The 23,403-nt window shown below is 64.2% G+C and carries 32 protein-coding genes; 1 reads left to right on the top strand and 31 read right to left on the bottom strand.

Annotated elements, in window-relative coordinates; all coding sequences use genetic code 11:
* Positions 1-506: 506 nt before the first annotated feature.
* The 13 genes from G3N64_RS14190 to G3N64_RS14135 all read right to left on the bottom strand — a co-directional run bounded on the left by G3N64_RS14190 (position 507) and on the right by G3N64_RS14135 (position 9,400).
* Positions 507-1,127 (bottom strand): alpha/beta fold hydrolase, encoded by a 621-nt coding sequence (locus G3N64_RS14190; protein ID WP_205784515.1) that lies wholly within the window; start codon positions 1,125-1,127, stop codon positions 507-509.
* A complete protein-coding gene (locus G3N64_RS14185; RefSeq protein ID WP_205784514.1) occupies positions 1,124-1,588 on the bottom strand; it encodes a hypothetical protein in 465 nt (154 codons plus the stop codon). Before G3N64_RS14185 ends, G3N64_RS14190 begins: the two co-directional genes overlap by 4 nt.
* A gap of 43 nt (positions 1,589-1,631) precedes the next feature.
* Entirely contained in the window at positions 1,632-1,853 is a 222-nt protein-coding gene (locus G3N64_RS14180) for a hypothetical protein (protein WP_124492669.1), read from the bottom strand.
* 3 nt (positions 1,854-1,856) lie between these two features.
* Entirely contained in the window at positions 1,857-2,489 is a 633-nt protein-coding gene (locus G3N64_RS14175) for a hypothetical protein (protein WP_205784513.1), read from the bottom strand.
* 76 nt (positions 2,490-2,565) lie between these two features.
* On the bottom strand, positions 2,566-3,132 hold the full coding sequence (locus G3N64_RS14170; RefSeq protein WP_241020960.1) for a glycoside hydrolase family 19 protein: 567 nt from the start codon (positions 3,130-3,132) through the stop codon (positions 2,566-2,568).
* A gap of 2 nt (positions 3,133-3,134) precedes the next feature.
* Positions 3,135-3,521 carry a hypothetical protein gene (locus G3N64_RS39730; protein WP_241020959.1) on the bottom strand — a complete coding sequence of 129 codons (387 nt, stop codon included), beginning with the start codon at positions 3,519-3,521 and terminating at the stop codon, positions 3,135-3,137.
* A gap of 64 nt (positions 3,522-3,585) precedes the next feature.
* Positions 3,586-3,783, bottom strand: a complete 198-nt coding sequence (locus G3N64_RS14165) for a hypothetical protein (RefSeq protein WP_205784511.1) — start codon at positions 3,781-3,783, stop codon at positions 3,586-3,588.
* A gap of 5 nt (positions 3,784-3,788) precedes the next feature.
* The gene (locus tag G3N64_RS14160; RefSeq protein ID WP_205784510.1) at positions 3,789-4,736 is read right to left on the bottom strand and encodes a phage tail protein; all 948 of its coding nucleotides are present in this window, start codon (positions 4,734-4,736) and stop codon (positions 3,789-3,791) included.
* Between the two features lie 74 nt (positions 4,737-4,810).
* Positions 4,811-6,361 carry a hypothetical protein gene (locus G3N64_RS14155; RefSeq protein WP_205784509.1) on the bottom strand — a complete coding sequence of 517 codons (1,551 nt, stop codon included), beginning with the start codon at positions 6,359-6,361 and terminating at the stop codon, positions 4,811-4,813.
* Positions 6,362-6,371: 10 nt separating this feature from the next.
* Positions 6,372-7,088 (bottom strand): DUF2612 domain-containing protein, encoded by a 717-nt coding sequence (locus G3N64_RS14150; RefSeq protein WP_205784508.1) that lies wholly within the window; start codon positions 7,086-7,088, stop codon positions 6,372-6,374.
* A 2-nt stretch (positions 7,089-7,090) separates the two neighbouring features.
* On the bottom strand, positions 7,091-8,278 hold the full coding sequence (locus G3N64_RS14145; RefSeq protein WP_205784507.1) for a baseplate J/gp47 family protein: 1,188 nt from the start codon (positions 8,276-8,278) through the stop codon (positions 7,091-7,093).
* Positions 8,275-8,625: a hypothetical protein gene (locus tag G3N64_RS14140; protein WP_205784506.1), complete on the bottom strand. Its 351-nt coding sequence runs from the start codon at positions 8,623-8,625 to the stop codon at positions 8,275-8,277. The genes G3N64_RS14145 and G3N64_RS14140 overlap by 4 nt, the downstream gene beginning before the upstream one ends.
* Before the next feature lie 7 nt (positions 8,626-8,632).
* On the bottom strand, positions 8,633-9,400 hold the full coding sequence (locus G3N64_RS14135; RefSeq protein WP_205784505.1) for a phage baseplate assembly protein V: 768 nt from the start codon (positions 9,398-9,400) through the stop codon (positions 8,633-8,635).
* A gap of 11 nt (positions 9,401-9,411) precedes the next feature.
* On the opposite strand from G3N64_RS14135, the gene G3N64_RS14130 reads away from it, so the two are divergent.
* Positions 9,412-9,825, top strand: a complete 414-nt coding sequence (locus G3N64_RS14130) for a hypothetical protein (RefSeq protein WP_205784504.1) — start codon at positions 9,412-9,414, stop codon at positions 9,823-9,825.
* Here the strand turns inward: G3N64_RS14130 and G3N64_RS14125 are convergent.
* From G3N64_RS14125 to G3N64_RS14040, 18 genes are all read right to left on the bottom strand, one after another.
* A complete protein-coding gene (locus G3N64_RS14125) occupies positions 9,822-10,787 on the bottom strand; it encodes a hypothetical protein (protein ID WP_205784503.1) in 966 nt (321 codons plus the stop codon). The genes G3N64_RS14130 and G3N64_RS14125 overlap by 4 nt on opposite strands.
* Positions 10,787-11,101: a hypothetical protein gene (locus G3N64_RS14120; RefSeq protein WP_205784502.1), complete on the bottom strand. Its 315-nt coding sequence runs from the start codon at positions 11,099-11,101 to the stop codon at positions 10,787-10,789. The genes G3N64_RS14125 and G3N64_RS14120 overlap by 1 nt, the downstream gene beginning before the upstream one ends.
* Positions 11,101-11,706, bottom strand: a complete 606-nt coding sequence (locus G3N64_RS14115; protein ID WP_205784501.1) for a phage baseplate protein — start codon at positions 11,704-11,706, stop codon at positions 11,101-11,103. Before G3N64_RS14115 ends, G3N64_RS14120 begins: the two co-directional genes overlap by 1 nt.
* Positions 11,703-13,526 (bottom strand): glucosaminidase domain-containing protein, encoded by a 1,824-nt coding sequence (locus tag G3N64_RS14110; protein WP_205784500.1) that lies wholly within the window; start codon positions 13,524-13,526, stop codon positions 11,703-11,705. Before G3N64_RS14110 ends, G3N64_RS14115 begins: the two co-directional genes overlap by 4 nt.
* Positions 13,527-13,700: 174 nt before the next feature.
* Positions 13,701-14,153, bottom strand: coding sequence for a phage tail assembly chaperone (locus G3N64_RS14105; protein ID WP_205784499.1), 453 nt, complete (start codon positions 14,151-14,153; stop codon positions 13,701-13,703).
* A gap of 2 nt (positions 14,154-14,155) precedes the next feature.
* On the bottom strand, positions 14,156-14,596 hold the full coding sequence (locus G3N64_RS14100) for a phage protein (RefSeq protein ID WP_205784498.1): 441 nt from the start codon (positions 14,594-14,596) through the stop codon (positions 14,156-14,158).
* A 15-nt stretch (positions 14,597-14,611) separates the two neighbouring features.
* A complete protein-coding gene (locus G3N64_RS14095) occupies positions 14,612-16,423 on the bottom strand; it encodes a DUF3383 domain-containing protein (protein ID WP_205784497.1) in 1,812 nt (603 codons plus the stop codon).
* A 9-nt stretch (positions 16,424-16,432) separates the two neighbouring features.
* The gene (locus tag G3N64_RS14090) at positions 16,433-17,023 is read right to left on the bottom strand and encodes a hypothetical protein (protein WP_205784496.1); all 591 of its coding nucleotides are present in this window, start codon (positions 17,021-17,023) and stop codon (positions 16,433-16,435) included.
* Between the two features lie 4 nt (positions 17,024-17,027).
* Positions 17,028-17,399, bottom strand: a complete 372-nt coding sequence (locus tag G3N64_RS14085) for a hypothetical protein (protein ID WP_205784495.1) — start codon at positions 17,397-17,399, stop codon at positions 17,028-17,030.
* Between the two features lie 3 nt (positions 17,400-17,402).
* Positions 17,403-17,885 (bottom strand): hypothetical protein, encoded by a 483-nt coding sequence (locus G3N64_RS14080; RefSeq protein WP_205784494.1) that lies wholly within the window; start codon positions 17,883-17,885, stop codon positions 17,403-17,405.
* A 28-nt stretch (positions 17,886-17,913) separates the two neighbouring features.
* Positions 17,914-18,294, bottom strand: coding sequence for a DUF4054 domain-containing protein (locus tag G3N64_RS14075; RefSeq protein ID WP_205784493.1), 381 nt, complete (start codon positions 18,292-18,294; stop codon positions 17,914-17,916).
* A 63-nt stretch (positions 18,295-18,357) separates the two neighbouring features.
* Positions 18,358-18,825 (bottom strand): hypothetical protein, encoded by a 468-nt coding sequence (locus G3N64_RS14070; protein WP_205784492.1) that lies wholly within the window; start codon positions 18,823-18,825, stop codon positions 18,358-18,360.
* Between the two features lies 1 nt (position 18,826).
* Positions 18,827-19,918 carry a DUF2184 domain-containing protein gene (locus G3N64_RS14065; RefSeq protein ID WP_205784491.1) on the bottom strand — a complete coding sequence of 364 codons (1,092 nt, stop codon included), beginning with the start codon at positions 19,916-19,918 and terminating at the stop codon, positions 18,827-18,829.
* 69 nt (positions 19,919-19,987) lie between these two features.
* A complete protein-coding gene (locus tag G3N64_RS14060; protein ID WP_205784490.1) occupies positions 19,988-20,494 on the bottom strand; it encodes a hypothetical protein in 507 nt (168 codons plus the stop codon).
* 9 nt (positions 20,495-20,503) lie between these two features.
* Positions 20,504-21,946: a DUF2213 domain-containing protein gene (locus G3N64_RS14055; RefSeq protein ID WP_205784489.1), complete on the bottom strand. Its 1,443-nt coding sequence runs from the start codon at positions 21,944-21,946 to the stop codon at positions 20,504-20,506.
* A gap of 171 nt (positions 21,947-22,117) precedes the next feature.
* Entirely contained in the window at positions 22,118-22,402 is a 285-nt protein-coding gene (locus G3N64_RS14050; RefSeq protein WP_241020957.1) for a DUF6527 family protein, read from the bottom strand.
* Between the two features lie 10 nt (positions 22,403-22,412).
* Positions 22,413-23,168, bottom strand: a complete 756-nt coding sequence (locus G3N64_RS14045; protein WP_205784487.1) for a phage minor head protein — start codon at positions 23,166-23,168, stop codon at positions 22,413-22,415.
* Complete coding sequence (locus G3N64_RS14040; RefSeq protein ID WP_205784486.1) at positions 23,168-23,380, bottom strand: hypothetical protein; 213 nt, start codon at positions 23,378-23,380, stop codon at positions 23,168-23,170. The genes G3N64_RS14045 and G3N64_RS14040 overlap by 1 nt, the downstream gene beginning before the upstream one ends.
* Between the last annotated feature and the right edge of the window lie 23 nt (positions 23,381-23,403).

Here is a 23,403-nt window from a genome sequence, read left to right as displayed (position 1 = left end):
GCTTGGAATTCTTTGGGGTGGCTGATGGGACTCGAACCCACGACGACAGGAATCACAATCCTAGCTCGCTAGCCTTATCAATCAAGCCTCACAGGCTCGCGCGTGGGAATAATATAGCAAAACTGGCCTTTGATTCAACAGGCTTTTTTTCGCTTCATTCCCAACGTTTCAGCCCTTCCTCTCGGCGGCCGCCAGGGCCTCCATGTCGCACGCAGACCCCATTTTTTCCAGTTGACGCCCTATCCTAGGCTCGCGATAAACTGTATATCCATACAGTATCGTTTCGCCTTCCCATGCTTCGCCAACCTCTTCCGCACTTCCAGTCGCCAACCAATAGGGAGCTGCGCGAAATGTGGCGCCGCTACCCGGAAGGTCACGAGGTGCGACGCCTGATCCTCGAGATCGCCAGGTGTCGGCACCAGTTCAGGGATGCGGAAGGCCTCCGGAAATCGGTCCAGAAGGTATGGAGTGAAGATGTCGGCGGCCACCTCGTCGCCCTGCACCAGTTACGCTTGATTCTGCAGGACGAGGCCAGGCTCGCCGATGACTGAAAGCGCGCTGATCACACGCGCGATCGCGTGATCCGTCACGTTCGGGAACGGGAACATCGGGCGTCCGATCTCCTGAATCGCGCCGGCATGGCGCCAGTCGAGCGGAAGCTCGGGCACGATGTCGTTCCCGTTCTTGTACAGGTTGAGAGGCACCTTCGCGAGCAGCGCGGTGACGCTTCCGTTCGGGCTCACTCGCGGCGGTTCGAAGCCGTAGACGGCAGCCGGCGGGTTGCCGCCGACCACCATCGCGGCCGCAGCCATGATCGCGATCGCGGCGCCGAGCGAGTGCCCGACGAGCGTCACCGGCCGGCTGTCGATCGCGGCCAGCACATCGACGGCAATCGCCCCCCACGCCTTCCAGAACCCATGATGCACCTGTCCGATGCCGATCACGTCGATCGGATGGGCGTCGAGGTCCGCGGCGACGCAGTCGAGATTGTCCGTGCCCGGAAAGGCGACGACCAGGCCGGCGGCCGTCTGCCGGACGATCGCGCGGGAAGCGCTGTCCGCCTTGCCGATGTCCGGCTTCGCGGAATACGCCTCCTGCGCGAGCAGCGCATAGTCGCGCGGGGTCATTGCAGCGGCGCGCCCGCGAGCGGCGTCGACGCGGTGGCTGGCGCAGTCGCCGCCGGCGTGCTGTAGACCACCAGCCAGTTCGACAGCGCGATCGACGCCGCGCCGAGCGCAAGACGAATCGATGCCTGCGCGGCAGGGTCGATCGGCAGCAGCCCGACGAGGCCGATCGCCTGCGGGATCAGCGTGTTCACGAGCGTCTGCGCGCTGGTCGGATCGAGCGACTGCGCGGCCGCGCACAACTTGCCGTTGTCCGCGGCGAGCTGCTTCAGGTTCGCGTCATTCGGCAGCGACGCGCTCAGGTCGAGCAGCGTCGGCTGCACGACCGCGCATGCTTGCGCGACCTGCACCTTGGCGGTCGCCGCCAGATCAGCGAGTTTCTGCTGCTGGGCCGTCGTGCAGCCGGCCGCGACGATGAGGATGGACGCGACGATACCTGCCGCGAGCGGCATGAGCTTCTTCATGGGGGTTCCTTCGGGAGTGGTGCCGCGGCGCGCGGCGGACGGATTACTGCGGGACGGCAGGCTGCTGAGCGGCCTTGGCGGCCGCGCGCTCGGTATACGCGGCAACAGCGGCATGGAACGCGGCAGCGACCAGGCCGGCGATCAGCGACGACAGGCTGGCTGGCACCGGGCCGCGGCAGCCGCCGAGCACCCAGTCGACGGTCGGGACGAGATCCGTGACGCCGATGGTGATGCCGCCGGTCACGAGGCTGGATTTCACGGGCATGGCTTACTCCTTCTCGGTTTGGACGAGCTCGTCCGGGGTGAAGACGAACCCGGCCTTGCGCGGGAACGCCTGGAACACGAAAGTCGGGAACGACCGGTGATGGATGCCGTGCGTCGGCGACCGGTGGAACTTCGCCGATAGCGGCAGCATGTTCGTCATCGCATCGACGAAGGTCTCTGGCTTCGCGGGATCGAACGCATGCCAGTCGAAGCCGCGCAGCTCGACGAGCTTGCAGACGAGCCACAGGAACGATTCCTCGACCGGATACAGTTCCTTCGTCGGCTGATCGGTCGAAGGGTCGAGCACGGGCAGCTCCTTCACGTCGCCCAGCGCAACGCCGCGCACGGTCGCCCAGTCGATCGCATCCGAATCCGCCCACTCGCAGAACAGGTGGTGATACTCGGGCGCCGGCTGGCCGCTGATCGAGCAGCGCAGGCCGGCCGCATGCCCTTCCTTCTTCGTGTGCCGGAACGTCGCCGATTCGGTGCGCGGCGGATGGTCCGGGTAGTACTCGATCTCGACGTCGGTCACGCGCACGGCGTGCTCACCGGCGATCTTCGGCAGGCCGGCGAGGCCCTCGGCCGTGCACTTCTCGCAGCGCTGCTCGAGCGCGACGTCATGGCTGCATCGGGTCATGTCTGGTCCGAAATGAAAAAGCCCGGCGCGCGGCCGGGCTAGATTGCGAAATTTCGAAAAATCGAAAACTGACGCCTCAGGCCACGCCGAGCGCTTTCTTGCAGGAACCCCAGAGCGCCAGGCGTTCATCCATGCCGTTCGGCGTCGCCGCCGAACGCGGATTGCCGAGGTTGATCGCGCGGCTGATCGACAGGAAGTCGCCAGCATCAGCAAACGCGCTGAGCGCGTGGTCGGCCCAGAACTGCGCCGAGGCATGCACCGCTGTGGAAGGCTGCACGATCAGGTCCGGGTTGCCCTCCAGGTCGACGCCGATCTTCTGGCCCATCTCACGAAAGTTGTAGCGACCGGTGATCTGGATCAGGCCACCGCCTCGGTACCGGAAGCCGTCACCGGCCTGCGTGTTGCCCAGCTCGGCTGCCTTCGCCGCCGGCGGCTCATACGCGCGTTGCGCAGCCGTCGGCCCCCAGATCTCGCGAAGCCACTGGAAACCGCCCGTCTCGTGCCCGCACTGTGCGAGGAACGCGGCCTGCCGCGCGGGCGAGTCGATCGCATATAGCGCCATCGCGGCCGACAGCGGATCTGCCCACGGTGTCGCGCGCGCGATCGGGATCTGCAGCGCGGTGGAAAGGGTTTGTGGTGTCATGGTCATCCCAGAAGCAGTTTCACGACCGCGTTCGCCCAGTCGGGGATCGGTTCGTGCCGCATGTAGCGAAAAACGATCACGCCCACCGTGCCGAACGCGATCGTCGGGGCGGCGACGTGCCGGACAAGGAAGCGCCACGCATCGGCAAGACGGCACAACGCGCGCACCGCGCGAGCGCCGCCCTCCCACGTATCGACCATCGATTGGGTATTCGTCTGGATCAGAGAAACCGAAGCCACGATGGCATCGATCTTTTCGTCTTGCCGCTGCAGGTGCGCCTTTACCGCTGCGTCGCTTGCGTCGATTCGCTGCTCCAGCTTCGAGAAGCGGCGGTCACCCGCGCGCAGCCGTTCCTCGACGCGCGCCGGTGCCGATGCGTTGTCGGTCATTCATCCCCCGGAAATGAAAAAGCCGCCCGAAGGCGGCATGGTCTTTCGTGTGGCGAGATCCGCTCTATGCTGCGACCTCGGCGGGCGGTGAGAACTTCGTACCGTCATATGCGTAACCGATGCAAACGAAAGTGCTCGGCTCCAACGGAACTGCAGTCGTACCGGAAGGCGGCTCCCAGCCACCGGATTGGACATTCTTGTTTCCGTCCCAGACGATGACGTTCGCGACGACCCCGATTTTGACGATTGCGTAGTTGCTCATGCTGATCACCATTCGAATTCGATATATCCGGGACCGGCGTTCCCACCGGTGCCAGCCGCCTGGCCACCACTATTGCCATAGGAGCCACCCCCGCCTCCGCCGCCGGCACCATATCCCGACGCTGCCGCGCCGTTTTGCACTGAAGCCGTCAGCGTCGCTGCTCGTCCGCCGCCGCCCCCACCGCCGAACGGACCTGAGGCACCGCTGCCGCCCAACCCGGCATATGCGCCATCACCACCTGCCTGCCCAGTCGGATATCCAATGACACTGCCGCCGCCGGCTCCGAAAGCGCCGATCGGTGCGCCAGATGTAGACATTCCCGCACCACCGCCAGCCCCAGCCGCGCCGGACAACGTAAGCGAGATTGCGCCGCTCAGGACCGTATTGCCGCCCGCGCTGCCCGTCCCACCGGTCGTCCCGGTGCCTTGGCCAGCCGATCCGCCGAGACCTGCCGCGCCGATGGCAACGCTGACGGTTTGACCAGCGGTCAACGTGTAAGACACACGTCTGACCGATTGCCCTGCCCCCCCTCCAGCACCTCCGCCGCCACCCACGAAGCCGGTTCCACCGATCGTGCCCCCACCGCCGCCGCCGCCAGCTCCGCCGCCGCACCCGGAAACGTAGTAGGTGCCAGTCACCGGCGCCGTGAACGTGCCGCTGTTGGTGAAGCGCGCAACCCCACTGAACGCACCGACGGCCTGTTTCAGGTTGGCGAGCAGCGTTGCCGTCGTCCCATCATCGGTTGCGTTCTGCCCCGTCGTATCGACGATGAACTGGGCGAGTACCGCCGACATGATGCTCGATTGGCGCCACACCTTATTCAGCGCAGCTGATTGCGCCGTACCGGCCTGAAACCCCGTCGCCAGCGCCGCCAATGAAAGGTAATCCGCCTGCGCCAAAACATTGGCACCTGCAGCCGCAGCGAACGGCTGAAAGTCGTTTGTTCCGGACATTGCTTCTCCTGGGCCGCTATCGCGCGGCAAAAAAAAATGCCGCCCGAAGGCGGCACGTACTCATCACTGATGGGCTATTGCAGGACTCGAACGTTGTAGGCTGACGCTGCTGGCGTACCGGCGACAATCGCGCATACCTTCACCGTGACAGTGTTGGCACCGGATACATAGGCTTCCCAGATGTTGCCGTCACCCGGATACGTCACCGGCGTTGCGCGGGCGACCATGCTGGTCGTCGCACCTGAGATCGACACGGTGCCGCTCGAACACGCTCCCGCCGAAAGAGCCGACCCTCCGATGCTCCCTGACGTACCTGATAGGTTAGGCAGGACAGCTGCACCACCAATCGAGACGGACGTGAACGCACCCGTTGACGGATTTGTATTCCCGACCGGTGTGTTGTTGAGGCCCCCGCCCAACGCGAGCGAACCCGTATTGGTCATGGTCCCGATTACGCTGTTGAACGCGCAATTCACGAACTCGAGATTTCCACTCCTCATCCGTATGGTGATGCACGGAGTTGTCGAACCATTTCCTACAAGCTTGATGCTCGCACCCTGCGTATCGTTCGGCGCGGCGACAGTAAGCGTTGCCTGATTACTCGTCGACGTGTCGGTGATATTCGCGCTCGTCGCCCAGAGCGTTCCCCATGGCAACGTCGGAAGCCCAAGAGCTGTTGAATTCGCGCTCCCGGGAATGAAAGCGGATGCAGTCGTCTGCATTCCGTTTGGCGTGGCGAGCAGTTCTGGATAGGTTTCGTTTCCGCTCGAATCGGTAACGGCAAACTGGATCGGCTGACTCGAACGGCTGGCGCCAGAATTCTGCAGGCCGATGTATGCGAAGGTTCCCGCAGCGCCATCCGGCGACACGAACGCCCGCGACCATTTTGCGCCTACTCCGCCGGCAAGCTGATTGACTTGAAACCCAACGAGATACGCGCTCGAAGTCAGAGCTGTACCGCCCGCGAAATACGCAATGCCATTCGTATTCGGGCTCGAAACGTTGAGATCAGACTCGTTCCCATACAGCTGCCGACCAACTCCAGTCGTCGGTCCGGTGAATCCATAGGCGTCCGAGGTTATCGAGCTCATCCCCCATGACTGACAGTGGTCGACGGCGCAGATGTTCACACCGAACACCCCGACGGCCGACTGCGTCGCATTTCCGCCAGGCTGCTGATTCAACACGAAACCAGAAATGCCGTCGACCGTCCAGTTGGTCGAACCGGGTGTTTGAGTAGCAACGCCACGCACAGCAGCGGCATCGAATACGGGCTGCCCGGCTGCCCCTACAGCAGCACCGTAAATGGCATGCGCGGAAGCCGTAGGATTGTTCAGTTGTGCGGTCAGCTGTGACTGATCGGTTGTCAGCGGAGATGACGATGTGCCCGACAACTGCATCGTTGCAGCACCCGTGATCGCGCTGTTCACTGTGGCAATCCCGAGCGTCGCGCTGGGTGCGGTCAACGGTCCGTTGAGCGTGCCCCCCGACAATGGCAATACGTTCGAGAAAGACGCGTTGAGCTGCGCCGCAGTCAGCGGCTGTCCCGGCGCGAACTGAGCGGACGTCGACATCGACCACAGCACGGCCAGCGCGACGAGCGCGCGAATCAGGAAGATCTTCATGGTTGGGGAATCAGCCGAGAAGTGAAACGTCGAGAACGAAAGTGTAGTCGAGCAGGTCTTGCGCGATGATCGTGGGCGCACCCCACGTTCCGGCATTGAAGCCCGCACAGTATGCGTTATCGCAATCGAATCCGAACAGCGGCGCGCCGTTGATCGTCGTGATCACGTAATTGACGCGCACGGCCTCCGGTTTGATGCTCAAGAGGCCGTTGTTGAGGAGCGCAATAAACAGCGCCGACGGCTGTTTGCCGGCCACGCCGATCGTCATCGACATGTCCTGATTATCCTGGATGAACACCAGCGACCCGACCGGCGCCAGCAACTCGAGGATCGCCGCGGCACCATCAGGCGTGCCGTCCCAGTGGTTCGCAGCAATCTGCGCGCGAATCACCATTCGGAACGTGTCGTCGTCGAGCAGCGTCAGCCCGGTATCCGGATCGAAGGGCCCCTTCCAGACGCCCTGATCGAAGCCCAGGCCGTCGAGATCGAACGAGAAATACACGCCCGTGAGCGGCGTCTTCACCCGTCGATTCGTACCGACCCATTCGGCTACGGTATCGAGCTGATCGCCGACAGCGACGTCGAGGTCGAACAGTCCAGGTATGCCCTCGAGCACATTGATCTGGTCAACGGCGGGCGCGGCCAGAGCGGCGACCACGGCCATAAAGCGCGGCCGCGGCTGATGCTCCGACGTGATCAGCGCAGTGTAATCGTCCAGTTCTGCCATGTTCAAACCGGTGTGATGACTACCTGATCAGGCGTGCATGACGCCGCTTCGTTGAACACCAGCGCATAGTCAGGCGTACCAGCGCCGCGCGAACCAGTCAGCGCGAGGGACGCCAGCTTGAACGTCGTCGCTCCCGTCACGCCCTTCGCGGCCGCAATGCACGAGTCCCATTCGACACACTGCGGCGTGCCGCCACCGATCGCGATCGCGTTGATGTAGTCGGACACCGCCTGTTGGATCGCGGCACCCGTCGCCGTGGTGTATCCCTGTAGCACCCTGAGGGAGATCGCGACCGCGATCGGCGCATCTGTAGGGCGGAAGAACCGCATCGTGATCGGCATGTTGTACCGGTTCAGCACGGTCACCGCGGTCGTGCCATACGTTCCACCGCCTGGCGTCTTCTTCTTCGCCATGGCATTCGCGATCGCTGTCGCGTCGCCACCCTCGACGACCAGCGAAATCGAGTGCTGCGGCAGTCCGTTCGAGTCGACGAGATTCGTGTCGTTCTCGTAAGCGGCAAGCCGCGTGACGCCGCTGACATTCTCGACCGCGCCGACGATGCCTTCCAGCACGGTCTGGGACGGCAGCGCCGTCGAAACGGTCTGGCGCTGTCGCAGCGCCGCATCCGTCTCGACCGGTATGCCGACGGCGGCATCGGCCGGATTGCTGACTGTCTGCCAGCCGCGAGTCGGCGTGCCGATCTGTTCGATCGTGCCGGCCAACGCCGAGATCGCGCCGATCGTCTGGCACGTTGCCGTTACCGTGATCTGGCCGGCCGGCGGAATCGTTACAGAAGCCGGCAGCGCCCACTGGTTGTTGTTCCCGTCCTTCGCGATGCCGTTCGTGACTGTCGTGCCAGCCTGTCCGACCAGCGTCAGGTCAGCGCTCGAGTACGACGGCGCCTCGCGCTGGATCCCGTTGATCTTCACATTGCTAGACAGCGCGGCGCCGACCGCCTTGGCCGGGCTGAACGAGTTATAGACGCCGATGCAGACCGAATTCACATCCGCGATCGCCTGCGCGAACACGGCGAGCAGCTGGCCGTCCTGGCTGTCCGGGTCGATATAGACATCGGTCCCGTAGATCGCCTGGTACTTCGCCTGGAAGTACGCGTAGATGTCCGCGTAGGTCGGCGCGGTGATGCCGCTCGCGCTGATGGTCGGCGCGACAGTGGTGAGCGTCGTCGTCACAGGGTGGTCTCGATGGTGGTGGTGCCGTAGATCGTCGTGATGGTCGCGGTGACGGTCAGCGTGCGGGTCGTACTGTCCAGCGAGCTCGCATAGGCGGTGATCTCGGTGACGCCGGTCGTGCCGAGGATGCACGCGCGGATTGCCGCGTCGGCGGTGCCCTGCGTGTTCTTTCCGATCACGGCCGGCCAATCCATGCCGGCCGTCGTATCGAGGAACCACTCGCCGCGAATCAGCCGCAGGCGCGTGATGACGGCCTGTGCTACGGCGTCCGGCGAGTTCACGAGGAAGTCGTTCGCCGACCCACCGAAGACGTAGTCACCGTCAGCGTCGAGTTTTCGGTAGCGCATGGGTGTCTCAGTTGACGTTGCCGCTGTTGCCTGGGCCCGGCTGGACGCCGTTGTGCGTGTGCGAATCGTCGATGCGCTTGCCGTTGGCGGTCAGCGTGCCGATGAAGTTGATCGTGCCGGTGATCACCGCGGCTGCGCCGCTCGTCGCGCTGCCGATCAGGCCGGCCAGGAACGTGAAGACGCCTTCGACCGTGAGCGCTCCCGTGAACGTCGATTGGGGCGAATTCACCTTCACCGTCGGCGCGTCGATCTCGAGGCCGCCAGGCGCAACGAACTTCAGCGTGCCGGCCGCCGGGTTCAGGTCGACGTATGTCGCGCCGTCGTCGCTACGCAGCTGCGCGGACGTCGCGCTGATGCCTGGCAGCGCGCGCGGGCGCGAGCGCACGCCTACCAGCGCGAACCCATCAGCGAGCGAATGCGCCCTCGGTTCGGCCTGCTCCTGTACGCCTCCCGACTGCCACCATGCGTCGATGCAGCGCGAGGCAAACACGACCAGGCACTCGTCGCCGGCGGCGATCGGGAACGTCGCCGTCACGCCGCCGCCGCCCTGCCAGACGACCGGGCAGTCTGTCAGCAGGGGGAATGGCGACGTGCTGACCGTGCCGTCCTCGTTTCGAATCGAGTCCTTCGTGCCCAATTGCACGACTACCGTCATCGTGGCCCGGTCAAACGATTCCACCGTACCCGGGAGCGCCGTCCAGACTTCGGTTAATCTTGCACCGATGGCATGCTTCAACGCCTCCAACTCGTCGTCGGTTCGTTCGCGTCTATCCATGGGGAATCACAATGAAAAAAATCGTTTTGCTGGCGATGCTGGTATCAGGAGCTGCATCGGCACAAGATGCGTATGTAATGTTTAAAGGATCACCGACGACAGAAATTGTGTCAGCAGATCGCTACATCTACGTTCTATTTAAAAACAAGCCTTGCAAACTTCCGATCGCGGACGCGCCTTACATGCACAAGGCAGCGATATTCAATACGGCAAACCCGGATATTGGGTGCTGGGGTAAAACGCTCGATGCAAGCAACGCAGAGGTGTTGATCATCGGTCCGTACGGGCACAAGAGCACTGCCGCATTAACAGAGTTTTACTCAGCAACCCTAGACAAGGATGGGACCGGTCACGTCAAGGGTCGAGCGATGAGCTTTGATGAATATTTCAGCAACATCAAAAAATCACAACATCGCTCGGATTAACCGAATCTCTTGATCGCGTTCTCGGGCTGGACCACCAAATTATCTGTAATCGATCTGGCTACCGACGTTGCATCCGTGGCGAGGCATAGCGCCTCGCTATGCCACTCGTTCCCGCGCGTATCGCCACGATGGTTTACCGACATCAGGTAATAAAATCCATCTGAATCGATTTTATTTTCCAACTGCACTCGACTTTGATCAGCTTGCTGGTTGATATTCAAGCTGTACTGATACTGCTGAATACTGGCATTGTTGAGGTGAACCAAGCCGCCGATCTTCAGGCTCGGATTCAGCAGCGTCTGGAAGCTGATGCCGTTGATCATCTGCACCGGCCAGCCCACCATGCCGGTCTTCGAGTTGATCTCAGGGATGTCGTACGGTGCATACGACGTTTCCGGGATCATGATCACCTTGCCGTCCTGGATGCTCCAGACCGTCTGCGTTGCGCGCGCGATGCTGCGGAGCACGTCCCGCGCCAGGTTGAAGATCGGCTTCCCGCGCGGTAGTGGGTTGCTCGGAAGAGGCGCGATATACCCCGCTGTGACGCCATATGGGGACATTGCCTGCAGCGCGGCGTTGACCTGATCTTGATACGTCGAGCCAGCGGCGAGCGTCTGGATCACTTTCGCAAAGCAATAGGCCGAATCGCCATCCGCCGCAAGCACGTTCAGGAATGTGTCGGTCGGGTTGTCCCGGCCACGCCATACCTGCTTGATCTGTCCGTCGAAGATGATCGAGAAGTTGCCCGGATAGCCGGCCTGGATCACCATGCGCGTGAACTCTTTCTCGACGCGCTTCGACGTGTTATCCGACAGGTTGTAGATCTGGACGAGCGCGGAATTCGGCGTCTCCCGATCGCCGCGCTTGATGTCGAACTTGACTCGCAGCTCCGAGAAGTCGAGTGCATCGCCTGCATCCTGACCGATGATGAGCGAAAACTTCCGTCCAAACTGTTCAGCCATCAGTCTGTCACCCAGAAAAGATGCGAGCCGATGCCAAGGTCATCGAACGTCGGCACGTCGTCCGGATCTGCCGAGCCCTGCACCCATAAACGGCCACCGAAACCGAGATACGAGTACTGCCCGAGTAGGTCGGTCCCCGTCACCAACGGTATGCCGCTGACCAGCGGATTGCCGCTCGCATCCGCGACATCGAGAATCCAGCCAGTTCCCCCGGCGTCGCGATATTGAACCTTCATCTGGTAGTCGATTCCGCTCAGCGTGATCCTGAACGTCTGGGGGTCCGCAGTGAGCGGGATTTTGAGATACGTCGCCATCATTGCATCCATGTGCTGGCGGGAACCGATCCTCCCGGCGCCGGCGTTGCAGGCGCGGCGGACTTCACGCCGGCGTTCTGCGTCTCGGCCGTGGCGGCCGGGTTCGCCTGGTCGTCGCGCGGTGGCAGCTTCGTCGCCTGCGTGCTCACGATGGTCACCTGCTTCAGTGTCGCGGTAACCATCAGCGCGGCGCTCGTCTTCCGATCAGTGACGGTCGACAGCCCCTGAATCAGCATATTCGAGTACTTCCGGCGCGTCGTGACGACGTCGATCCGCTCGCGGTTCGCCTGCAACTGCAGCAGCTTGCTGTAGATCGCATCGACGTACGTGCCGGTCGCCATCGAGTTCGCGCCCTTCGGATCGAACGAGACGACCGCCGCGCCGAGCAGTGCCGAGTAGTCGGCATTGCTCCAGCCGCATTTGATGATGAGCTCGCGCGGCCGCATGTACGCATGGTCGTTGATAGGTGCGCCATCCTCGACCGGCTGCTCGGTGATCATGAGGTTGTCGCTGTACACCTCCTCGACAATGGCCGAAATCGTGATGCTGCCGATCTTCTTGCTGCCGACCAGCGTGACGTCGAGGATGTCAGAGATACTCGTCATCCGCTCAGCCCTCCCGCGTATCGGATCGTCTCGTTGGCCACGTTCTGCTGCTCGCGCGCCACCGACCGAGCGGTAGCATCCGGGTCGGCGCTGCCGCGCACCTCGATCCGCACATCCTGCTTCACCTCGATGTGCGTCTGGCTATTACGATCGCCAGGCGACAGCGGCGTCCACTGCGAACCCTGCAGCATGCCACCCATGATCTTCTTCAGCTTGCTCCCGTACTTCGGGTCGGTCGCGTACACGCCGGTCAGAGCGTCCGCGAACGCGAACGGATCATCTCGATGAGCGCGAGCGTTGGCGTACGGCTTACCATTCGCGAGCAGCCGCGCGTGCGCGGAAAACGCATCCGCCAACGAGTCGTAGTCGGCGAAGCGCTGCACCATCTTGACGCGCTTTCCGTTGATCACTTCGTGCGTCACGACATCGGTGCCGGCTTCTCCTGCGCGAGCTTTGATGCCGAAGGGGTTGTTCTTCCCCGACATCTTCTTGCCCCAACCGCTCTCCTGAGCCCACTGAGCGAACGTAACGAGCGCGGGGATACCCGATCGTGCTTCGGATTCCTTCGACGCGGCGATCGCATCAGCAATGCGCTGTGCGGCAGTACTCAGCGGTGCATTCGCGGCCGCCGGTTGACCCGCCGCTACCGGCGGTGCCGCGTGCTGCGCCGGCCCGGGAGAAGCCGGCGCAGCAGGTTGGGACGGCGCCGGCGCTGCGGGTGCCGGCCCATCAATCGTCGGCCCTAGCGCTTGCCGACGCTTCAGCTCTTCGTCCTCGCCTCGGTTCAGCCCTTCGCTATGGAAAAGCAGGCCGAGCGCACCGGCTCGGCCGAGAAGACGGCCGCCCCACGGCAACAACCGCGACAGCAGGCCGGCGCGCCCCGCCGCTGCGGCGGCCCCGGTGGCTGCTGCGCCCGCCTCCGTAGCGGCGGCTCCAGTGGCAGCCGTTCCTGCAGCGGTTGCGGCGGCGGATTCGGCGGCCGCGGCTGCAGCTGTTGCTGCCGCCTTCTCGACACCGACGCCCAGTGCGCGCCCGACTGCCGCCTGCACCGCCTTCTGCGCACCCATATACGTGAGCAGACCGCCGCCCAGTGCCGCACCAGTTTCGATACCGAACGTACCGACTGTACCGAACGTGCCTTCCATTCCGCTCTGCATATGGCGCAGCGCGCTCATCAAGCTGTGGCCACCGTTGTTGGCTGTATCGACACCGCTGTCCCGGTAGTCGCCTTTCGCGCGATCGTACGACGCTTGGTACTCGGAATCACGCATCCCGAGCATGTAGTTCTCGTCGATGCCGAGCTGCTGCGCGTACTGCGCACCGAACCATGCCGGCTTCTTCGCCATCGCCTTGCCGATGTCGTTGACGATGTCGACGGTGTCGCGCAGCTGCCCATTCGCGTCGCGCGTCTGCACGCCGAGGGAGCCGATATAGCTCTCGCCGGCCGGATTGTTGCGCATGAAACGCGCAACGTTCTCGATGCTGCTCTGCGCCTGGTCGGCGCTCACGCCAACGTCCTGAGCTGCGTTCGCGACGGCCTTCAGGCTGCTCGCCGCAGCGCCGGTCCGGCGAGACGCGAAGTGCAGGTTCTCCAGCTTCTGGGCGAAGTCGACCGTACGCGCCGCGACGAACGCGGTCGCTCCAACGAACGCCGCAGCCATCGTGATCGCCGACTTCCCGGCTTTCACTTGCGCCTTGTCGAGCTCCTCCGTCTTCTTCGTCGCGCCCTCGACGCCATCCCGGAATTTCTTCTCCGAATCGACATCGATCTTGAAGCCCAGTGCGACGAGGAATTCGCGGATGACGGACGATTCAGCCATGCTTCTGTTCCTGTCTGCGGCGCGCGGCCGCCTCGTTGTCAGCGCGCACCGCAATCGCGTCGTTCATCAGCGCGATGTCGGCAAGGCCGAGAGTGCAATCGAGCAGCGACTCGTATTTGCACCAGCCGCGTGCGACCGGCTCGAGCAGCCAGTCCTCGCCGCCGGGCAGCGACCTTATCCAGCTGGTGTCGCCTCGCTCGGGCTGCTCGCCAGACCGGTAAGCAGCCCTTGAATAAAAGGCCCGAGGTTCTCCATGATCACGTAGCCGGTGAGCGTCAGCATCGTACCCATGTCGATGTCATCGAACATGCACACGTCCTGCGTCGGCGACCAGACGCGAGCCCACACGGCGCCATGGTACCTCTCGACAACGCGCATGCAGGCACCGACAACGTACTCCGCGTCGTCGTCCTTCATGCCCGAGAGCGCCTCCATGACCGGCTCGATCGAGGTCGCGAGCAGCTTCAGGTTCTTCGTGAGCGGCACATCGGACGTCTGCAGATCGAGATATGACCTGATCAGCGGAGGCAGCACGGTCGCAATGCGACGGCTCACGTGGAACTGCCGCATCGCGTCCATCTTGCCGAGCTGGTACCGCTGGCCGCCGATTTCCTTTTCCGTCGCCATGGTCAGTACGCCCCGAGCAGGCTGTCGATCTTGATCGAATCGAAGATCCACTCGACGATGTCGCCGTCCTTCGCGTAGCGCAGGTCCGGCGCCTTCTTGAACGCGCAGCTGCGCGCCGTGATGACGTCGCCGGCGGCTGTCTGCGAGACCTCGATCAGGTTCTTGCCCCAGAGGGCGCTCGACAGCGACTGCGCGTCGTACATCGCCATCAGCTTGGCGTTGACGGGCGCGGTCTTCAGGTAGCGCAGCGTCACCTGGCCGGACTTGTCGGCGTGCAGGCTGTGCATGCCTTCGCCGTCGGAACCGATGGTCATCGTGTTCTTGTCGCCGGCGCGCGTGATCACGATGCCTTCCTCGGCCGTGGCTTCGCCATAGCCAAGCGAGAACACGCCCGTCGGCCCGACGATCGTCGCCGTGACGTCCACAAAGCTGTAGGTGCTCATGGTGTTTTTCTTCCTTTACCGGTTGACGGTGAGCGCGATGTCGACGTCGCCGATCGCGCCCGCCTCCTTCGCCGCGACCTGGAACGATACGGACTTGCGGGCCTCGCGATCCGCCTGCGATTGCGACGAGATCGGCGGTGCATACACGTAGTAGCCCTTCGACAGCGTCTGCCCCTGCACGATGGCGCCGAAGCCGGACGAGTTCCAGACGCCCGGCGCAAGGTAGCCGTTCGTCACGGCCTGGTCGCATACCGACGAGATGGCGCCGGCGATCAGCGCGTTGCCCGCGTCCGTCTGCGGGATCTTCGTCGGGCTCTGGTACTGCAGGTTGTAGACCGCCGTCTGGACCGCGTTCTTGAACCAGATCGCGTTGTAAATCGAGTCGACGAAGATGCCGCTCGGCGTGACGCCGTACTGCACGATCGCGGTGTTGTTCTGGTACGCGGCGAATACGTTGCAGTTCTTCGCCTGCAGCGCGTTGGCCTGCGACGTCGACAGAGTTTCCGCGACGATGCCCGGCTCCTGCTTGTAGTCCATCGTGATCGTCGTGCTGTTGCCGTTGAAATCGACGGTCAGCAGACGGCCGAGGAACGAGCTGATCGCGTACGGGCTCGCGCTCGAGTACTGGATCGCCGAGTACTGGTAGTTGAGCGCTTTCAGGCGGCTGGCCAGATCGGTCGTCACGGTCGGATCCAGCGTCTGCGGGTTCTGGGTCGTGATCCCGTAGATGTGCGCCTGGTCGGCCTCGATCATTGCCGCAACAGCGACGTGCTGGTCGTCCGTCACCGCCGTGTCCGCGAACTCGATCCCGAGGAACTTGTTCGCGAAGCGGTCGAGGAAGATCGCGACCGCCGCCGTCGGCAGCTCGGCCGAAATGCCGTTCACTGGTGCCGATGCGAGCCCACTCGTCAGGCCGAGCATCGCAGACACGTCGGTGCCGGACCCGGGCGCGGTCGCGTAGCTGACCGTCGACGCGGCGACGCCGCCGGCGAGCGTAGCGCCCGACAGCGTGATGGCGGTGCTCGACTTCGCCAGCGTGATCGCGTTTCCAGCGTTGCCCACTGCGATCGCGGTCACCGTCGTGACGGCGCCGGTCGTCGAGTAGCTGCACTGGGACAGGTTCGCGTCGGTCGACGCGGCGAGGAACGCCTGCAGGTTGGATGCCGTCGCCGCAGCGTTGGCGCCGATCAGCACCTGGCTGCCCGTCGGCGCCGACGCGACGAACGTCACGGCGGTCCCGTTGATGGTGACCGTGTCGTTCGCCGCGGGATTCGCCGTCAGCGTGATGGTGCCGCTCGCTGCGGCGCCGACGCCGCTCGACTTGCTCGTCACCTGGAACTGGCTGCCGGTCCACACGACCGTCGCATACGATGCGAGCGCCGCCTGCACGATTGCGGCCACACCATTCAGGTTCGCGGCGGCGGAGAAGTTCAGCGCGGTCAGGTTGCGCGCCGTTCCGTCGATCGTGATGTTGAAGGCGCCATTCGTGATCGCTTGCCACTGCGCGAGCGCCTGCTGCGCCGCCGACAGCGCACCACCGCGCAGCGAGCCGGACGTCGCGGTCTTCGCCCAGCGGCCGATGCATAGGCTCTGCGGCTGCGGCGTCTGGCCGAAATACAGCTGAGCAGCCAGATATTCCGGATCGACCGTGCTGTAATCGGCACCCACAGCGGTGAGACCCGTGTACGAGCGCATCCGCTCGTTCGTGTCGATCACCGTCGATGCGCCCAGAATGAGCGCGGTGTTCAGGTTCGCGCCCTGCGCCGCGAGCGCCGCGAGGCTGAGCATCACGTTGATGCGGCGCGATACCGGCAGTCCGTTGGACATGCTGATCCCCTACAGGTTGACGTTTATGGTGGATGTGATCGGCGGCGACGCGTCTGTCGTCGTCGACGCCTGCACGGACTTCAGGTTCAGGACCGCGTAGGTGCGCGTGACCTTGCGGCGCAGCTTCACGGTCATGTCATAACGCCGCACCCATTGCTGGTTGACCAGGTCCGGTGCCGCGCGGATCTCGGAAACGCCTACGAACGCCATGTCGAGCAGTTGGAGCTGCTCGCGGTTCTGCGGGAGCGATAGCCCGTCGGCCAGGCGCTGCGCATAGCCCTTGGCCTGCGGGCCGTAGAACGTGCAGAGCACGTCGAGATCCTGATGGCGGATATACGTGTCGCTGCCCTCGTTCGCGCCGTTGTGCACGATCGCCGGGCTCGCGTCAGGTGTCTGGGTCTGGATGCCGAACGCACACCAGTTGATGCTCGGCTCGGGCTGCTTCGCGACGACCGGCTGCCAGCGTGGCCGCACGAGGTCCGGCGCCAGCGCCGTGACGCCCGCGACTAGGTCGTGCACCAGGTCGTCGAGGGCATCATCCTCGTCCGGCGGCGTATCGACGGCTGGCGCCAGGTATCCGCCGGTCGAGCTGTCGGTCATGGGGTCATCCGGAGAGAGGTTTCAGGTCGCACGTCGCGCAGACGAAGCCGCGGCCGAAGTGCGAGTAGTCGTTCACGTTGACGACGGTGTAGGTGCGGCCGGCCCAGACGATCTCGTCAGCGTCCTGCCCGGCGCTGCCGTCTGACAACCGGAACATCGTGTGCAGCGTGATCGAGCCGATAATCCGGCTGCCATCGGCGTTCCGGTGCAGGATGTCGCCCTTGTCGCTCGTCACGACGGCGGCAAAGGTGGCCGTGGTCGGCGTGTTGTGCCCGCGACCTTTTCCGTCCGTGATCTGCGTCATGCGATTGCAGAGCAGGCCGGTATCCATGAAATCGGGATCGAGCAGTACTTCGGTAACGTCGAGGAAAGCCATGCGCTACCCCTTCTTGCGGATCACATAAGTGATCGAATTGCGGTACTGGCCGGTGTCGACCAGCGTGTTCTCGCGCGTGATGCCACGCCGGCGCCGCGCTTCGAGCGTCGATTCAGCCAGTTCGGGGGCGATATTGCTGTTGACCTTCGCGCGCACGCCATTTTGCCCGGCGAGGCCGGCCAGCTTCAGCCTGCGCTCGACCTGTTCGAGATCGCCGTTGAGCGCCGCTTCGACGCCCTTCTGCAGCTGCGGCTCGAACTTCGGCCGCGCGTCCTGCACGCCCGGCACCAGGTGCTGGCGCGCCGGTATGTTGTTGGCCGGCGAGCCATTTTCCATGATGTAGCCGATCTCGGCGTTGCTGAGCGGCTCGCCTTCGCCCTTCCGGCCGGCGGTGCTGTCGGGCACGCCGACGAGCACCTCCTTCTGCACGAGCCCACTGATCGACTTCAGCACCTCGTCGAGGCGGTCGATTCTCATGCTGCTCATGGGATTCTCCCGACGGGCAGCGGCAGCGTTACAGCTGAATGCCGCCCGAGCCCATCATCAGCGCGAGGCTGAGATAACGGACGCCGTACATCGTGGCGTTCCAGAAACCACCGTCCTTGATGGCGACGGCCGCGGTGTCGTAGCTCGCGCTCACCTTGTCGACAGCCTTCGATGACTGCGGGCCGGTCACCTGACCGGGTACACCGCCGACCGCCGCCGTCTTCTGGTCCTTCAACGCGAGTGCGAGATGGTGCGCAGTGACCAGCGCGACGCCCAGATCAGTCAGCTCGCCCCAGCGATCAGCGTTGACGAGCGAGACCGCCACCGTCAGCCAGAACTGCACGAGCGGATCCGGATACGTAGTTGCGTCGAACTCGGGGAACGATTGTCGGAACTGGGTGATATCCACGTGTCACCTTGCCAATAAGCGGATTCCCGGCGCGCGCCAGCATAGCGCGGCGCCGGTAGGCCATTATGCCTTCTTCCCGCTGCCGGACTTCTGGGTCGCGCCGTCAGCGCCACCATCCTTCGCGGCCGCCGCTGCGTCCTTCTGGGTTGCCTCGAAGGCGGCGACACGCGTGGCGAGATCCTGCTCGCTCGTCGCAACCGCAGCTTCGCGTGCGTCGAGCGCCGCCGCGCGGTCGTCCAGACCCTTGCCGAACCCGTCGAGCTCGGCGCGCAGCTTGTCCAAGCGATCCGACTCGGCCTGAAGATCGGCCTTCGCCGCTGCCAGCGCCGCAGCCTGATCCGCCGCCCCGTCTTGCGAGCCGTTCGAATCGCCGGATTTCTCCGGCAGCGGGCCGGTGTGCGCCTTCGCGTACCAGTGGTCGGCGATGAAGCTCTCGACCTCCTGCACGCCAGCCTCGACGCGCCGGATAACTTCCTCGCCCTCGTGGATGAGCCGGATCGTGAATGCCGTCAGAACGTTGATCTTCTCCATTTCAGATCCCGTCCCGGTAAGCAGCCGTCGTACCGTAGCGCCATTCGACCTGACCGATCCGCGACCAGTAGGTCGTGATCTGATAGAGCGAGCGGTACTCGAGCGGCGTGCGCTGCAGGTCCGTCATCGGGAACTGGACATACTTCTTGTCGCTGTTATAGGCGACCATCCGATCCACAGTGTTGAGCTGGCCCTGCGTGCCGCCCGCGCCGGCGCCGATCAGCCACTTCAGCTCGAGGATCTCCAGCGGCGTGCCCTGCTGCGTGCAGATATTGTTCTCGAGCAGATAGGTCAGGATCGACTTGCTGCCGGCGTTGCTGATGATGCGCGATGCGATACCCCCGAGCGTCGCCGGCGGAAGCATCAGGCGATTGGGTTTCACTTTCCAGCCGGTTGCCTGCCACGCCGACGTCAGGATTTCATTGACGTCCTTCAGGATTTCGTCCGGCGTCTTCGTGTTCCACTGCGGCGTGCCGGCCGCGCCGTTCGCAACGTTCGAAACGCTGCCGACGGCGCCGATCGAGTTCACCAGGCCGGTGAAGTTCAGTTGCGGATCGCCGTAGTAGACGATCTGGTCGAGGTCCATGTTGCGCTTCATGTTCATGGCTTCGACTTTCTGGGAGTCGATCGGCATGCCAAGGGCCTGCGACTTCACGAGCTCGGGCACCGTGTACTTGACCTCGGCACCCCACAGGCGCATCGGCTGCGGCGTCTTGCCGATGTCGACCGACGGGCCAGCGATCGCATTGCCCTCGTTCGAGATCCAGTTCAGGCCGTTCGGGTTGATACCGCCGCTCATCCCGAACGCCGAGTTCGTGAATGACGCGACTTCGTCGGCCGCCGACACGTCGCTGCGGATGTAGATGTCGCGCGACCACGTGTACTCGACGAGCGGCTCGTTGAGCGTCTGGTCGAGGCGTTCGAGCTGGCCGACGAGGAATGCGCCGGTCGAGTCGATCGTCTGGCGATCGTAGGTGTACTGCTGGTCCTGCGTACGCGCGCGGATCAGCCGGCGCGTCGCATCCGCGACGGCCGCCGACATCGGGATCGAGGCCCCGGCCCGGCGCAGGTGCTTCAGTTCGGACATGTCCATGTAATGGCTCCAGAAATGCAAAAGCCCCGCGATTGCGGGGCTTCGGGTGCAGCGCTGTTCAGCGCCGGATCAGATGTTGACGGCGATCTCGACGATGCCGTATGCGTCGGCCGGGCCGGTGAAGTACCAGTTCGCCGGCATCGCGACGGTGTTCGTGCCGTCGGCTGCCGCTTCGAAACCACCGAGCGGCTTGCCGGCGGCCGCTGCCGCGACGCGCACGTACACCGTACCGTTCTTCGTGGCCGGCGCGGTGCCGCCGAGCGCGACGTTCTCGTAGCCGCGCTTCAGAATGTCGGTTACGCCGCTCGTCGGCGGCGTCGACGTCCCGAGAGGATCCGTGCCGTTGCCCTGGATCGGATACGCGCGCAGGTTCACGCCGTAGACGAGCGCTGCCGTGTCGGCCGCGTTGTTGATCGGCTGGATCTTGCCGTTCACCATCTTCACGGGAACGCCGAACGCCGTCGGCGCCGCCGCCGGGTCGATCAGCTGCGTCTCGATCGTGGCGACTTCGGCGCGCTGGAGGTCACCGGCGAAGCCCGCCGGCATGCGGTACTGATAGGCTTGATACGATGGCATGTCGGCTCCTTACTTGCGGACCTTCCAGAATTCCGCGTGGATTGCGTTGATGTCTTTCCGCTCGGCTTGAGCGGAATCGTTCGTCCGGCGCTGCGAGACGCCGGAGTTCTTGCTGCGCACGACCTCCGACGCTGCGTTGAAGAACGCCGCGACGGAATCGCAGGTCATGCTGGCCACGTTCGCGCCGCCGACCACCGACTTGACCAGCTCGGCGTTCTCGTTGTCCAGCGCGGCGCGCAGCGCGCGGCGGCGCAGCACGCAGAGGGCGTCGACCGTCTTCTTTCGCGCGACCTTCGCGTCGAACGTCGGCAGTCGCACGCCCGGGGCGAGGATCTCGGCGCGCGAGAGCGCGTCCTGAAACTGGTCACGCAGCGCGGTGCTGTCGCCGGTACGCGCGCCGGTCTTGTCGTCGTCGCCCTCGCCGGAGCCGTCGTCCGTCGTACCGGTACCGAGCAGGTCATCGTCGTCCGCGTCGCCGGTCTGCGTGCCGCCGCCTTCGAGCTTCGTCACGCGATCGGCGAGCGCATCGATCTTGCCGTTGGTGGCCTGGATCGCATCGAGCACCTGCTTCAGCGGATCGCCTTCACCGCCGCCCGCGCCTTCGTCGCCTGTCGCGGAGACAGCCGCCTTCGGATCGACGCCGGTGCCGGGCATGTGGATGTGAATCTGGGGTTGGCCGTCGCCACCCTCGCCGCCTTCGTCGCCGGACATCTCGCTCGCGACCTTCTCGAACGCTTCGGAATCGCGCGTCATGAACGCCTTGCGCAACGCGTCGACGAACTTGGAGCCTTTCTTGGTTGCCATGCTTGCATCTCCTGTCGGGAGTAGGTTGGAACTGCTATCCCCGATCGAACACACGGGGCCACAGCGGGCGCTTTTCACGAGGGCGACGTGGTTGCCCACGATCACCACCTGTCGCGCCCGCCCAGGCGCAATCTGTTCGTAGTCGGCGTCGTAACCGTTGCTGACCTGTGCAAGCACCTTGAGCTGCACGAGGCGAATGGCTTCTGCATCGAAAATCAGCAGATCGGCCAGCATCAGATCGGACTGGTCGCCTTCACCGCGTCGAACGTTCATCACGAAGCCGACGACGACCGATTTGAAGTTCGCCGGCGTCACGAAGTCCGGCGGATGGTCGATCGTGATCGGCTTGCCTTCGAAGCTGGCGAGCGTCTCGGGGGCGAACAGCACCTCGGCGGTCCGCTCGGCGACGATGACGCCGTCCTTCGCCTCGATCTCGGGCAGCTCGAAGTAGGCGTAGTCCTGCGCGCCGACGCGCGCGATCGGCACACCCTCGCAGAGCAGGAAACCTTCCGGCGTGATCGACTGCCGCTCGCCGAGCTGCTCGGTCGCGTACACGCCCGACGCGGTGATGCCGTCGCGCGTGTGCGCGCGGGCGCGCGGCGCATGCGCGCCGCAGGTGCACGCGTGGTCAGTGGTGAAAATGCGCATATCAGTCTTCGATGCTGGTTCGGACACCGCGCGCGATGACGCCGCGGACTCGCTCGTAGTCGGGTTCAGTGCGCGTGAGCCGGCACCAGACCGCCAGGGATCTGGCGTACAGCGGCAACCACCATGTGGTGCGCACTCGCACGCGCAACGTCGTTCGATGTGTCGGCATGCTCAGTCCACCCAGTCAGGAATCTCGACCGTCTGTCCCGCGAGTTCATGTGTGCAGTCGCCGCAGAACTGAATGCGGCCGTCAGTGATGAAGGAATGGCAGACGTTCTGCCGGTCGACGGGGCCGGGCCACGACACGAGGATCGACGCCGACAACGTCGGGGCATCCACGCTGCCGTTCCAACTCCATCGCGCCGGGTTCGGCGAATCGCAGCCATGCGGATAGACGACGTGCAGCTCACCGCACGGACACTCGAACAGCAACGATCCGCTGCTGTCCCGTTTCATCTTCGCCATATCAGTCCGTCGGAAGCACGACTTCGGCCCAGCACCGGCAGTTGTAGATGCAGCCCGGATGGGCACGCGCCCCCGATCGCTTATCCGCGACCGGCGGCTTGTCCCATGTGAAAAACTTGCCTTCCAGCTCGCGATGGTCCTCGCGGACGTCCGAGTCGCCGGACGTCCGCCAGAAGTAACCGGGGCTGCCGACGTCGAGCGCGCGCGCCTCGGTGAGCGTCGCGGCAGTTCGACTGACCTCGGTTCTCGCGATCGTGTCGGCCCGGCTCTTCGCGACCTGCCCGGACTCCTGAATCGCCTTCGAGATCTGCGCAGCGCGCGCGCCGTCGACGATTCCTTCCAGCGTCAGCCGGTGCACACGCTTGGCCGCGTCGAGCGGGATGGACTTGATCAGCCGCACCTGCTCGGACAGGAGCGCGCGCATCGTCTCGCCAGTGGCCGCGCCGCGGATTTCTTCGCGTAGCGCGCGCGACATGTCGGCGGCCTGCTTCATCCACATCTGCTCGTCGCGCCGGTTCAGGTCGGCGATCATCCGCGCCGCGGTAGCCTCGGCCCAAGGCGCGAGCGCCTCGGCGTACCGCCGCAGCAGTTCCTCGATCGTCGGCGCGTATGACGCGTCATCAGCCGGAAAGCCGTTCACGAGCACGCCGACCTGATGGGCGATCTTTCGCAACTGGCTACCGTACTGCCGCTCGGCGCCGCTCAGCCGAACCGGGTTCTTGCGCCGATCGCGCTTTCGATCGAGCGTGAGAATCATTAGTCGTGTGCCTTCACGAGCGGCTCTCGATGTAGCGATTCAATCTCGTTCGCGTAAACCCATTCGGTGTGCCGGCAGCTGTCTACCCAGAAACAGACGCGATATTGGATGCCATCGAAGCTGTCCATGATGGCGTCGATGCGGGCATGGATGCCGGCCTCGACGATGTGCACGGTTTGCCCCAGATGAAAGCCGAAGTCACGTTTCGACATTTGCTTGCCCACAATGATGTAGA

The organism is Burkholderia sp. Ac-20344, from assembly GCF_017104975.1.
Classification (GTDB): Bacteria; Pseudomonadota; Gammaproteobacteria; order Burkholderiales; family Burkholderiaceae; genus Burkholderia.
This window is presented reverse-complemented; position numbering and strand designations above follow the sequence as displayed.